This window comes from Nitratireductor indicus C115 (assembly GCF_000300515.1).
Taxonomy (GTDB): Bacteria; Pseudomonadota; Alphaproteobacteria; order Rhizobiales; family Rhizobiaceae; genus Nitratireductor; species Nitratireductor indicus.
On record NZ_AMSI01000001.1, the window covers coordinates 126,795 to 139,832 of the forward strand.

General features: G+C 60.8%; 9 protein-coding genes. 4 read left to right on the forward strand and 5 right to left on the reverse strand.

Translation table 11 applies throughout. From position 1 onward, the window contains the following. The first annotated feature begins 259 nt into the window (after positions 1 to 259). A complete protein-coding gene (locus NA8A_RS00685) occupies positions 260 to 2,206 on the forward strand; it encodes a long-chain-fatty-acid--CoA ligase (RefSeq protein ID WP_009449286.1) in 1,947 nt (648 codons plus the stop codon). Between the two features lie 65 nt (positions 2,207 to 2,271). Here the strand turns inward: NA8A_RS00685 and pgi are convergent, their stop codons facing one another. Continuing rightward, entirely contained in the window at positions 2,272 to 3,909 is a 1,638-nt protein-coding gene (pgi, locus tag NA8A_RS00690; RefSeq protein ID WP_040671474.1) for a glucose-6-phosphate isomerase, read from the reverse strand. Positions 3,910 to 4,135: 226 nt separating this feature from the next. Here pgi and pdxR point away from each other — a divergent pair, with 226 nt between their 5' ends. After that, positions 4,136 to 5,632: a MocR-like pyridoxine biosynthesis transcription factor PdxR gene (gene pdxR, locus NA8A_RS00695; RefSeq protein ID WP_009449288.1), complete on the forward strand. Its 1,497-nt coding sequence runs from the start codon at positions 4,136 to 4,138 to the stop codon at positions 5,630 to 5,632. A gap of 6 nt (positions 5,633 to 5,638) precedes the next feature. On the opposite strand, the gene chrA is transcribed toward pdxR, so the two are convergent. Then, the gene (gene chrA, locus NA8A_RS00700) at positions 5,639 to 6,847 is read right to left on the reverse strand and encodes a chromate efflux transporter (protein ID WP_009449289.1); all 1,209 of its coding nucleotides are present in this window, start codon (positions 6,845 to 6,847) and stop codon (positions 5,639 to 5,641) included. Positions 6,848 to 6,993: 146 nt separating this feature from the next. Here chrA and NA8A_RS00705 point away from each other — a divergent pair, with 146 nt between their 5' ends. Continuing rightward, on the forward strand, positions 6,994 to 7,464 hold the full coding sequence (locus tag NA8A_RS00705; RefSeq protein ID WP_009449290.1) for an SRPBCC family protein: 471 nt from the start codon (positions 6,994 to 6,996) through the stop codon (positions 7,462 to 7,464). A gap of 60 nt (positions 7,465 to 7,524) precedes the next feature. Here NA8A_RS00705 and NA8A_RS00710 read toward each other — a convergent pair whose 3' ends face one another. The 3 genes from NA8A_RS00710 to NA8A_RS00720 all read right to left on the reverse strand — a co-directional run bounded on the left by NA8A_RS00710 (position 7,525) and on the right by NA8A_RS00720 (position 11,930). Then, positions 7,525 to 9,753 (reverse strand): glycoside hydrolase, encoded by a 2,229-nt coding sequence (locus NA8A_RS00710; RefSeq protein ID WP_009449291.1) that lies wholly within the window; start codon positions 9,751 to 9,753, stop codon positions 7,525 to 7,527. A 79-nt stretch (positions 9,754 to 9,832) separates the two neighbouring features. Further along, on the reverse strand, positions 9,833 to 10,642 hold the full coding sequence (gene paaG / locus NA8A_RS00715) for a 2-(1,2-epoxy-1,2-dihydrophenyl)acetyl-CoA isomerase PaaG (RefSeq protein ID WP_009449292.1): 810 nt from the start codon (positions 10,640 to 10,642) through the stop codon (positions 9,833 to 9,835). A gap of 124 nt (positions 10,643 to 10,766) precedes the next feature. Continuing rightward, positions 10,767 to 11,930 carry an Mrp/NBP35 family ATP-binding protein gene (locus NA8A_RS00720; protein ID WP_009449293.1) on the reverse strand — a complete coding sequence of 388 codons (1,164 nt, stop codon included), beginning with the start codon at positions 11,928 to 11,930 and terminating at the stop codon, positions 10,767 to 10,769. Between the two features lie 160 nt (positions 11,931 to 12,090). On the opposite strand from NA8A_RS00720, the gene NA8A_RS00725 reads away from it, so the two are divergent. Beyond that, positions 12,091 to 12,990, forward strand: coding sequence for a LysR family transcriptional regulator (locus NA8A_RS00725; protein ID WP_009449294.1), 900 nt, complete (start codon positions 12,091 to 12,093; stop codon positions 12,988 to 12,990). Positions 12,991 to 13,038: the final 48 nt, after the last annotated feature.

Below are 13,038 nucleotides of genomic sequence, written 5' to 3' on the forward strand. Positions count from 1 at the left end.
GCCTCAGTGCCCGCAATGCTTGAGGAATTCGGCCTCGATCGGGGACCGCGAAGACAAGTGTGTCGAATTCTCTTTGAGTGTTCTGGCGTGAAGCACCGCCCCCTCTTGCCCGCCTCCATTGGCTGGCAATAGACTGGGGACGAAAAGAATTCGCCGCGTAACAGACCGCTTTATTCGACCAGGATTGCTTTGAAAGCTGTGGCGACGTCTGATATTACGTTCACGTAAACGTTAAAGGTCGTTTCCTGGGGAGGAACAATTGGCAGACACCGCGAAGACGCCCGCCAAGGGCAAGCGAACGGCGCGTTCCAAGGCAGGCCAGCCGAAGCCTGAGGCCAGTAAGGCCGAGGTCAAGCCGCAGAAGGCAGCACAGAAGTCGGTGGCGGCAAAGGCTTCCACCGCGAAGCCCGCAGCCAGAAAAGCCTCGGGTACCAGCGCAGCCGCAACCTCGTCGGGCAAAAAGCCCGCCGCCAAGAAGAGGACTGCTGCAAAGGCCGCTTCTGCGAAGACGCCGAAGGCAAAGCCTGCCGCGTCAAGGAACGCTCCGGCGAAGCCATGGCTTGCGCACTATCCCGAAGGAATTCCGGCGGAACTCGGTGAGCTGCCTTACGGTTCCCTGGCAGAGCTTCTGGTCGATTCCTGCCGTAAATTTGCCGACCGGACAGCCTTCACCTGCATGGGCAAGTCGCTGAGCTATCGTGAGCTCGATCGTTTGTCCTCCTATCTTGCCGGATATTTCCAGTCTGTCGGGCTGAAGAAGGGCGCGCGGGTTGCTCTTATGATGCCCAACGTCCTGCAGTATCCGATTGCCATGATGGCGGTGTTGAGGGCCGGCTATGTCGTGGTCAATGTCAATCCGCTCTATACGCCGCGCGAACTGGAGCACCAGCTCAATGATTCAGGCGCTGAAGCCATCGTCATTCTGGAGAATTTCGCCCATACCTTACAGGCCGTAGCAGGCCGCACGCAGATCAAGCACGCCGTCGTGGCCTCCATGGGCGACCTGATGGGCCTCAAGGGTTTCCTCGTCAATTTTGTCGTGCGCCGCGTGAAGAAGATGGTTCCGGCGTGGTCTCTGCCGGGGCATGTGCCATTCAACGAGGCGCTCCGCAAGGGCGAGGCAAGCGGGTTCAAACCTGTCGAGATTGCGCTGGGGGACAATGCCTTCCTGCAATATACGGGCGGCACCACCGGCGTTTCCAAGGGAGCCACGCTTGTTCAGAGCAATGTTCTGGCCAATGTCATCCAGAACGAGCTTTGGTTCCGCAGTGCTTATCTGAACCGGCCCAGGCCGGAAAATCCGGTGCTCATTTGCGCGCTGCCGCTTTATCATATCTATGCTCTCACGGTGAACGCGCTGATGGGCATGAAGCTCGGCGGCAACAATGTGCTCATTCCGAACCCTCGCGATATTCCCGCCTTCGTGAAGGAGTTGCAGCATTATGACTTCCAGATATTCCCGGGCCTGAACACGCTCTTCAATGCGCTGCTGAACAACGAGGATTTCCGCAAGCTTCCATTCCGCAATCTCCTCGTCACCTTTGGCGGCGGCATGGCCGTGCAGCGTCAGGTGGCCGAGCGTTGGCAGGAAGTGACAGGCTGCGTCATTTCGCAAGGGTATGGACTTTCGGAAACCTCGCCCGTGGCCACCGTCAATCGTTTCGACGCCAAGGAGTTCACAGGCACGATCGGCCTGCCGGTTCCTTCCACCGACATCGCGATCCGCGACGACAAGGGCAAGGACCTTCCCTTCGGCCAGGTTGGCGAGATTTGCATTCGCGGCCCTCAGGTCATGGTGGGATATTGGAACCGTCCGGACGAGACCGCGAAAGTGATGACCGGGGATGGATATTTCCGCTCTGGTGACATGGGCACCATGGCCGAGAACGGTCAGATCACCATCGTTGACCGCAAGAAGGACATGATCGTGGTTTCGGGCTTCAAGGTGTTCCCGAACGAGGTGGAAGAGGTCATTGCAGCGCATCCTGGTGTGCTCGAAGTGGCCATTGTCGGTGTCGCCGACGAGCATTCCGGCGAGGTGCCCAAGCTCTTCGCGGTGAAGAAGGATCCCGCGCTCACGGAGGCCGATCTCGTGAAATTCTGCAAGCAGAACCTCACGGGATACAAGAGGCCGAAATATATCGAGTTCCGTGACGAATTGCCGAAATCCAATGTCGGCAAGATTCTGCGCAAGGATTTGCGTTGAAGCTGGCGCCAATAGCCCTCGTGGTGAGCTCGTCGAACCACGGGGCGCCGGGACCGGCCTGTCAGTCAGTCCCTCAGCGCCGCGATCCGCCGCACCATGCCCGCTGTGGCGCTGTCGCGTGAGGAGGGATCGGCCTTGCCCTCCACCACGGGCAGAAGCTCCGTGGCAAGTTCCTTGCCGAGCTCAACGCCCCACTGATCGAAGGCGTTGATGCCGAAAAGACGGGCTTCCACGAAAACACGGTGTTCGTAGAGCGCGATAAGTCTTCCAAGCGCATAGGGATCGAGCTGACGGTGCAGAATGGTGAGCGAGGGGCGGTTGCCGGGGAACACGCGGTGCGGCGCCAGCGCTTCCGCCCGCTCGGCGTCCATTCCCTTGGCAATGAGCTGCGCGCGTGCCTCTTCCAGTGTCCGCCCTTTCATCAGCGCCTCGGCCTGCGCCAGGCAGTTGGCGATGAGCAGGTCATGGTGGTGCTGGAGGTCAGGTTCATGTCCTTCCGCTGCAAGAATGAACTCGACGGGAATGATGTCCGTACCCTGATGCAAGAGCTGGAAGAAGGCATGCTGGCCGTTGGTGCCCGGTTCCCCCCAGACGAGCGGGCCGGTCGGCGTCGATACGGCCCCGCCGCCAAGCCGAACACCCTTGCCGTTCGATTCCATGTCGAGTTGCTGGAGATAGGCAGGCAACCGCTCCAGCCTCTGGTCATAGGGAATGACGGCGCGGGCCGGATAGTCGCAGACGACCCGGTGCCAATACCCGATCAGCCCGAGCATGACAGGCAGGTTCTGCCGCATCGGCGCGGAACGGAAATGATTGTCCATGGCCTCCGCACCGGCAAGGAAGCGGCGGAAATTATCGGGGCCGATGGCGATCATGATGGGCAGGCCGATGGCCGACCACAGGGAATAGCGCCCGCCGACCCAGTCCCAGAAGCCGAAAACACGGTTCGGATCGATGCCGAATGCCGCGACCTTGTCGAGCGCGGTCGAAACGGCAGCGAAGTGATCGCCGGTGGCGGAGGGGCCGAGTTTCGCGGCGACCCAATCCCGCGCGGTCGCGGCATTGGTCATGGTTTCGATGGTGGTGAAGGTTTTCGAGGCAACGATGAAAAGCGTTGTCTCAGGATCGAGCTCTGCAAGCGTGTCGGCGATATGCGCCCCGTCGATATTGGAGACATAGTGCAGCCGCGGCCCGTCATGAAACGGCGAAAGGGCCCGCGTTGCCATCACCGGCCCGAGGTCAGAGCCGCCGATGCCGATATTCACAACATCCGTGAATGCCTGACCTGTCGCACCCCGGAGCGTCCCACCACGCACGCTTTCGGCAAAGGCATCCATCGCTTCGAGCACGGCGCGAATATCGGGCATTACGTCCCGTCCTCCCTCCATCGCCTGTCCGCCTGAAAGCGCCCGCAGGGCCGTGTGGAGAACTGCGCGGTCCTCGGTGGTGTTGATGTGCTCGCCGGCAAGCATGGAATCGCGCGCGCCGGCAAGATCGGCGGTTTCAGCCAGCCGCAGGAGAAGGTCGACCGTTTCCTCCGTTATCGCGGTGCGCGACATGTCGAGTGTCATATCGTCCAGTGTCAGCGAAAAGCGCTCGAAACGTTGCGGATCGGAAGAAAAGACAGCGCGCATGTTTATCGGCAAGCTTGCCGCGCGGTGGTTCCTGAGCGCGTCCAGCGCGGTTTCCAATGCCGTGTTCAAGGGAGGCCTCCTGCGAAAACAGACCGGCACTTTTAGACCAGAACATGGAAAAGTTGGAATGGTCTTTCAAAAAATCTCAGCCGAGGATGAGAAGGCGCCACGCTCAAAGCCAAGCACCACAAGGCTTTTCTTCCATTCATCAATTTCTTTGTTGGAACAATCAATTGTACCACGCTTGACATGGCTTGGCCCAACGCTAGGCTCCGCGTCCGGAGAGGAAAGCCCCATGCCCGCCAGAAATGACACTGCCTTATGGACCGGCCTGTTCAAGATTTCACCGGAATCGGGACAGACGCTTCAGGCACAGATTCGCCAGGCCATCGTCTCGGCCATTCTCGACCGGCAGATCGCCCCGTCAATGCCGCTTCCGTCCTGCCGCATCCTTGCGGAAAAACTGGGCGTGGCACGTGGAACGGTGGTGCTCGCCTTTCAGCAGCTCGTCGACCAGGGGTTCCTGATCGCCCGTGAGCGCCGCGGCCATTTCGTGAATCCGGAAGTGCTTGCCGCCCCGCCGCGTCCGCAGCGCAAGCAGGGTGCGCGCAACGGCGTGAACTGGGGCGAGCGCTTTCGCATGCACGCAAGCGGCATGCCCGAGGCCCGTAAGAATGATGAGTGGATGAAGGCTTCCTATCCTTTCGTCTATGGTCAGTTCGATCCTTCGCTGTTTCCAACGGCCGAATGGCGCGAATGCAATCGCATGGCGCTCGCCGTTCTGGAAATTCGCAATTGGGCTGCCGACATGGTGGACCGCGACGATCCGCTGTTGATCGAGCAGATTCAGGCGCGGCTTCTGCCCCGGCGCGGTATCTTCGCGAACCCTGACGAGATCCTCGTGACGCTCGGATCGCAAAACGCGCTCTACATGCTGGCTACGCTTCTGATGCGCCGCGAAACCAAGGTCGCCATGGAAAATCCGGGCTATCCCGATGCGCGCTCGATCTTCCAGCTTGCCGGCGCAGAAATCGCACCTGTGCCCGTGGATCGCCACGGCATCGATGTAGCGCAGATTCCCGAGGACACGAATTTCGTCTTCGCCACGCCGAGCCATCATTGCCCGACCATGGTGCCGCTCAGCCAGCCGCGCCGCGAAGCGTTGCTGGCTGCCGCCGAGCGCAATGACTGGATCGTCATCGAGGACGATTATGACAGCCAGCTGGCGGATGAGCGTCCGCAAGCCGCTCTCAAGGGCCTCGATCGCACGGGGCGCGTCGTCTACATCGGCTCCATGTCGAAGACCCTCGCTCCGGGTCTGCGCATGGGCTATATCGTCGCTTCGGCCGATCTGATCGCCGAGCTGCGCGCTTTGCGCCGCTTCATCCTGCGTCATCCGCCGGCAAACAATCAGCGCGCCGTTGCCCTCTTCCTGTCGCTCGGTCACCACGACACGCTGGTACGCCGGATTTCGGCAGCTTTCGAAGACCGTCGCGAGAAGCTCGTCCAGGCCGTCAACGAGATTCTGCCGGACTGGAACGCGGCCGACATTCCGGGCGGAACCTCACTGTGGCTGGAAGGGCCGGCAGGCCTCGATTCCATGCTGCTGGCCAAATCGGCGGCGCGCCGGAGCGTTTTGATCGAGCCGGGCTCGCGTTTCTTCATGGAGAAGCCATTGCGCCCCTCGCGCTTCATGCGTCTGGGCATCTCCTCCATCGCAAGCCAGCATGTCGAGCCGGGTATCCGCGAACTTGCGGCTGCTGCGGCAGAGCATGGCAGGGCTGCCGCATAAGACAGGTCAGACGAGGGAAAGTGCGCCGCCGGCTGCGGCGCACAGAAGAACGATGCTCCAGGGCGGCGCACGAAACAGCGTGATGAGCACGAATCCTGTGGCGGCCAGCGCGAAATCCGCAGGCTCGAGAATGGCTGCGGTCCAGAGCGGATCGTAGAGCGCACCGGCAAGAATGCCGACGACGGCTGCATTCGTCCCGGCCATGGCTGCCCGTGCCTGCGGATGGCCACTCAGCCTGTCCCAAAAGGGGGCGACCCCCACAAGCAGAAGAAAGCCGGGTGTGAAGATGGCCAGAAGCGCCAGCCCCGCGCCGGTTGGGCCCGAGATCGCGGTGCCCAGATAGCTTGCGAAGGTGAAGAGTGGGCCGGGAACGGCCTGCGCTGCTCCATAGCCTGAGAGGAACGCGCCTTCGGTGATCAATCCGGTTCCCACCGTTCCCGCCTCAAGCAGCGGAAGCACCACATGCCCCCCGCCAAAGACGAGCGCTCCTGCCCGATAGAACGTATCGATCAAGGCCAGTGGCTGGTTGCCGGGCATGGCAAGCATCGGCAATGCCGCAAGGAGGACAATGAAGAGAACAAGGGCGAAAAGCCCGGCGCCGAGCGGCACACCGAGACGGATCGCTCGACTCTGCGATCTCGCCGGGTCGTGGCAGAGCCACCATCCCAGCGCGCCGCCGCAGGCGATGGCGGCGATTTGCGCCAGTCCGCCACCCACAGACGTTATGATGACCAGTGCCAGAAGCCCGATCGCAGCGCGTGTCCGGTCGGGACAGAGCGTTCGGGCCATCCCGCAAACGGCTTGCGCCACGACGATCACCGCAACGATCTTGAGACCGTGCAAGAAGCCTTCGCCGAGAGGGTTCTGAAGCGATTGAGAGAATGTCGCGAAGAAGAAGAGCGCCAATGCCGATGGCAGTGTGAAGGCAGCCCATGCGGCTGCGGCTCCCATCGGTCCCGCGCGCATATAGCCGAGCGCAAAGCCGGCCTGGCTGCTGGCAGGGCCGGGCAGGAACTGGCAAAGCGCTACGAGATCGGCATAGGCCGCCTCGCTCAGCCAGCCGCGCCGCAGGACGAGTTCGTCGCGAAAATAGCCGAGATGCGCAATGGGTCCGCCGAAGGAGGTGAACCCGAGTTTCAGGAAGGCAGAAAAAACCTCTCCGACAGATCCCTGCCTCGGTTCTGTGCTTTCTGCAGCCGCCTGCGGTTCGCCCATTCCATTTCCTTCATGTCTGGCATGCGCCTGTCCGATAGTTGCGACACATGTCACCTGCAAGACAGCGTGCCCTCCCTTGTGTGGATGGACAAGACGTTGCGGGTGGGTTAGCCAATCGGGAAAGGCTTTTTGAGGAGGGCTGAGCCATGGCCATGGTGATCGAAGGTGAAGAACGGATCGAGGCGCCGGTGGAAACCGTGTGGCAGGCGCTCAACGATCCTGAAGTCCTGAAGGATTGCATCCCCGGTTGCGAGGAACTTGAAAAGACGTCCGACACCGGCTTTTCGGCAGTCGTGGCTCTCAAGATCGGGCCGATCAAGGCGCGTTTCAACGGCGCGGTCGAGCTGACCAATCTCAACCCGCCCAATTCCTACACGATCAGCGGCGAGGGCAAGGGTGGCGTGGCCGGCTTTGCCAAGGGCGGGGCGGATGTCTCGCTCAAGGCCGATGGGCCGGATGCAACCATCCTCACATATTCGGCCAAGGCCGATGTGGGGGGCAAGATGGCGCAGCTGGGCAGCCGCCTCATTCAGTCCACATCAAAAAAGCTCGCCGGCCAGTTCTTCTCCGATTTCAACACCCGCGTCAGCGGCGGTGGAGAAGACGCAGTCGCCTGAGCGATATGCGATGGCCGCCAGGCAACAAGCCCGGCGACCATGGAAAGCTGCGGTCTCTCTTCAGTCGCGAGAGCTGTAGCGGGCGATGACCGCCCCGTCTCTCACGGCGATGATGGAAAAAGGGGCGATGGTGGTTCCTGCCGCGCCGCGCCTTTCCTGCGACATGTTGGCAATCAGCCGTGTGCCCTCGGAAAATGCCGTCTCCTGCAGAAGGCGATCATCGGAAAGATAGCGGAAGGACACGAGTTCGCTCGTACCCAGTCTTTCATGCAGAGGCTGGAAGAAGGCCTGCTGGCGCAGGATGACGGGCAGCCGCTTCGCCAATGTTCTTTCGCTCAGATGATAGAGCGGAGGCACATTGTAAAGGAGCTGGACGAGTTCCGATTCGCGCCGTGCATTGGTGAATTTCAGGCTGTCGAAATGCCAGTGGTTCGCGGTGATGACCGAGCCGTGAAAGACGCTTTGATAAAGCGGCAGCCGGGTCGAGGGGTCGAAATAGACGGAGCGGAAAGGCTCTTTGATCGGCACTTGTTTGAAGAAGAATTCGGGCTCCTCTTCCGGGTACCAGCGTCCAAGATAATAGGGCGACTGCCGATCCACCATCATGTCCTCATCGCCCCAGCCGATGACTGGAACCTGCATTCCATGCGCCAGCGCAATGCCGCCTGCAGTTGTGGCGTTTCCGTCCTCCGAGGCGACGGGCATGTTGAAGCTGAAATTCACCCAGCGCGACGCGTCTTCATTCGCCTGCGCGTTCTGCTTCATGGTTACGGGAGCGGAGGGGCGATAGCTGTCGAACACCATGCCCGTGGCATAGGCGTCCAGAAACCAGCTGTTGTAAGGCACGATGTTTTTGATGGCCTGTACGCGTTTCTTGAGAATGGGCAAGACGCAATCTGACAGCGTGTAGTGGCCGCTTCCGTTGAAGCCGGATTGAGCCTTGCCGTCCTTTTTGATCACCGCGCATTTTTCATAGGCCGTTTTGCCGAGCGCGGCAGTGGTCCAGTCGGGGCGTACGCCCGCTGGGATGGCTGTCTCGTAGGAATCGTAGGGCGCGATGAGATAACCGGCGCCCACCCCCGCGGCTACCGCTTGGGGATTCCAGAGCCCGCCTTCCCAGCCATCGCCCAGGCCGATCCATGCCTTGGTGAGGCCGGCTTTTCGCAACATATCAAAAGTAGTCTGTGAGAGGGTGGCTCCCCAAGAAGCGGGTTCACGAGACAGTGCTGAGCCAAAGGTCGCACGGACGTCGCGGCCAATACGCTCATATATGGCGGTCATTTCCGTCCAGTCGGGATCGTCTACCTGCCATTCCTGACGCGCCAGCCGGTGAAGGCCCTGGTTGATTGCCCGCAGAATTACACGCTTTTCGTAAGCCTGAATTCGGGGTGTGTTGACGGCTTGTACGGCCTCATTGTCGAAACCGTTCATCAGTGCTTTGGCAATTGGCGTATTGCTTTTGAGTTGATCGATGAACGCTTTCCAATCAACCAAATCCTTGCTTCCAAGCAGGCCGTTCCCCCAGAAATAGATTTGGCTTGCGCCAAGCAGTTTCAAAGTGTCGGGTGTTGCAGCGATCTTGCTTTCAAGGCTTTCATAGCGGCCACTCTCGATGAGAAGCCGGCGATAACGTTTGGCACCGGCAATCCTGTCGCCGCCCCCCAGATGCAGGAGCATCCGAAGTGGCTCCCGCGGTGCAAGCATGGTGAATTCGTGGGAGAATCCCACCGACAGCCCATTGTTATCTCGTGCAAAACTGAGGGTGTTGTTGAATGGGGTCTCGAATATCCAGGTGAGGCTATATGCGCCGAAATCCATACCGAGCAGGGGCAGACTCAAATCCTGGCTGGTGTTTACAGAGCTGAAATGCTCTGCAACGAAGTCACGCCATTGTGCGCTGCCTGCCGGAACATAATGTCCTTCCGCCAGGGGCAGCACGAAGCCCTGCCCCATGGCTGCCGCCGGCTGCCTGATGAGGTCAAGGCTCGCAGCCCTTTCCGCCTGTACGGATAGCTGTAGGTCTTGCCCTTCAAGAGCAAATGAAAAAGTGTAGCCTTCCTCGCTCCAGCGCCAGGACGCCGCCTTATCGGAAATCTGGATTTGCTCGGCGATGCGAGGCTCGAATCCGGAGGAAAGCGCAACCGGCTCCCGGCCGGTTGCTGTTACGATAATGGCGAGCGTCTCCGGGGCCACGGAAATCCGCCAATATTCATTCTCAAGCTCGATGGCGGCAAGCGCGGGTGCGGAAAGAAGCGAGAAGGAAACGATGCAATAAAACAGATGTCTCAAATAACTGAACTCCAACCTAAAAAGGGCAGGATTTCAGTTATTTGCGGCAAAGGCATGTTCGCCGGGCGATTGCACTTGGCTATTCGGTGGGCTTGCCTGTGAAAGTCGGCTTGCGCTTGTTCAGAAAGGCTGTAACGCCTTCGCGATAATCGTCGGAAAAGCCTGCCTTGCGCTGCATGTCGCGTTCCAGCTCCAGCTGCTCGTCCAGCGTGTTGCGAGAGGCAAGATGGACCGCCTCCTTGATGAGGCCATAGGCATAGGTGGGACCTTTGGCAAAGCGTTCGGCGAGTTCTTCGGCTTCGCCTGCCAATGCATCGTCTTCCACGACGCGCCAGATCAGGCCCCATTGCTCGGCCTGTTCCGCCGTAAGGGCGTCTCCGGTCAGGATCAGCGCCTTGGCGCGGGCCTCGCCCAGAAGCCGCGTGAGAAACCAGGTTCCGCCGGAATCGGGCACCAGACCGATACGCGAAAATGCCTGGATGAACTTTGCCGATTTCGCGGCAAGCACCATGTCGCAAGCGAGCGCGATATTGGCGCCGGCCCCGGCCGCAACGCCGTTCACCGCACAGATAACGGGTTTGCCGAGAGAGCGAATCTGCCGCACGAGCGGATTATAGAAAGTTTCGATCGTATAGCCGAGGTCGACCCGCTCGCCAGGCTTCGAGGGATCGCGGTCACCCAGATCCTGGCCTGCGCAAAAACCGCGGCCAGCGCCCGTCAGGAGCACGGTTCGGCAGGTCTCGTCTGCTGCCGCTTCGTTCAGCGCAGCGCGCAGCGCATGATGTTGTTCCTCATTGAAGGAGTTGAGCTTTTCCGGTCGGTTGAGCGTGATGCGGTGCCACCCCTCGCGACGTTCGTGAAGAATGGTGTCGGACTGTGATGCGCTCATGCGGCAGGCTCCTCCCTGAAGCTTTTAATGTTACAATGATATCAGAAAATGAAGAATGATTGTAACATGAAAGGGTGCTTTTCCCGTTCTGCCGCTTGCCTTCGGCAGGCGGCAGCAGGCTTCCTCAATCGAACACGATTTTCGGGGCATCCTCGGCTGCCGCAGTCATTGCGCTTCCCATTTCGGACATCACCTTCTCGGCGATGGCACGATAGACGATCGCTTGTGCGCCATCGGGATTGGCCGCGACGACCGGTGTTCCTGCGTCCGAGGTTTCCCGCACGTCCATGGTAAGCGGCACTTCCCCAAGAAAGGGAACGCCAAGCCGTTCGGCTTCCGCCTTCGCTCCGCCATGGCCGAAGATGTCATAGCGCTTGCCCGTGTCGGGAGCGACGAAGTAACTCATGTTCTCCACGATGCCGAGCAGCGGCACATCCACCCGCTTGAACATGTTGAGGCCCTTGCGGGCATCGATCAGCGCCAGGTCCTGCGGGGTCGACACGATCACCGCGCCGGCCAGCGGCACCTGTTGGGCCATGGTCAGCTGCACGTCACCCGTGCCGGGCGGCATATCCACCACGAGCACGTCGAGCTCGCCCCAGGCCACGTCGCGCAGCATCTGGCGTAGCGCGGAAACCACCATCGGTCCGCGCCAGATCATCGGTGTATCCTCGTCCACGAGGAACCCCATGGACATGACCTTCAGCCCATAGGCCTCCATCGGCTTGAGGGTTTTTCCGTCAGCGGTCTGCGGCTTCCCCTTGATGCCCAGCAGGCGCGGCATCGAGGGGCCATAGATATCGGCATCGAGAATGCCGACCTTTAATCCAAGAGCCTTGAGACCGAGGGCGAGGTTGACCGCCGTTGTCGATTTGCCGACGCCGCCCTTGCCGCTTGCCACGGCGACGATGGCCTTGATGCCCGGCACGTCGGCCTTGGCCGGTTGCTGGCCCGCCTGGCTTCCTGCAACCGGATGGGCGGCTGCGGGACGAGCCGGAGCGGGCTTCGGCCTCTGCGGCGCGGTGCCCATGCCGCCCCCCTGTTTCTCCGCCGTCAGGGCCACCATCGCGCCCTTCACGCCGGGGATCGAGCGCACGGCCGCCTCCGCTGCCTGTCGCAGGGATTCCAGTTCCTCGGCGCGGTTTGCAGGAACCGTGACGGAGAAGAACACCTTGCCGTCTGCGATGAAGATTTCCGAGACAAGGCCGAGAGAAACGATGTCTCCTTCCTGATCGGGGCCTTTCACGGTTCTCAGTCGGTCGATGACGGTATGCCTGTCGAGGGTCATGTGCGCTGCCTTTGCTTTTCCTCTCAGATAAAGCACATGGGCCCGAGGGCCAAGAGAGGCAAATCGCCATCTGTGTTGTCACAGCGGTTTCGATTGCAGGCGTTCTTCCGCGGCACGGGACGGATTGCCCCGGCGGCAAGCTGCCTGTAGCGTCGCGCCCATGATCGACAAGCTGGAATTCTTCATAGCGCTCGCCAAGGAGCGCCATTTCGGGCGGGCGGCAATCGAACTCGGCGTGACGCAGCCCACGCTTTCGGCTGCGATCAAGCAGCTTGAAGACCAGCTTGGCGTCATGCTGGTGCAGCGCGGCTCCCGCTTTCAGGGGCTGACGCCGGAGGGGCAGCGTGTGCTCGAATGGGCGCGCCGCATCGTTGGAGACGCCCGCACCATGCGGGCGGAAATGAACGCCGCCCGGCGCGGCCTCGCGGGCCATGTGCGCATCGCGGCCATTCCCACGGCGCTTGCCATGATGCCCGAGCTCACCACGCCGTTCCGGAAAAAACATCCGGAAGTCACTTTCTCCATCATCTCCCGCACCTCCTTGGAAGTGCTGTCTCTCCTGGAGAATTTCGAGATCGATATCGGCATCACTTATATCGACAACGAGCCGCTCGGTCATGTGGCGGCCGTGCCGCTCTATTCGGAGCGCTATCAGCTCATTACTGCGGCTGAAAACCGCTATTCCGACCGCGAGACGGTCACCTGGGCCGAGGTTGCGGAACTCCCGCTCTGCCTGTTGACGCCGGACATGCAGAACCGGCGCATCATCAACCAGCACCTGGAAGAGGTGGGCGCAACAGTCAGCCCGACATTGGAATCCAACTCCATGATCGTGCTTTTTTCCCACATCCGCACGGGAAAATGGGCGTCCATCATGCCTCTCAACCTGGCTGAGGTGCTGGGCTTCTCCGAGCCGATCCGCGCCATCCCCATCGTCGAGCCGGATGCCAGCCACCTGGTCGGCGTGGTGGCGGTCAAACGCGAGCCCCACACCCCGCTCGTTTCCGCTTTGCTTTATGAGGCGCGGCTCGTCGCTGAGCGCTATGCGCAAAAGCAATAGAGAACTTCTATCAAGCGACGGAACTGCTGTATTGATCCGTGCGGCGGA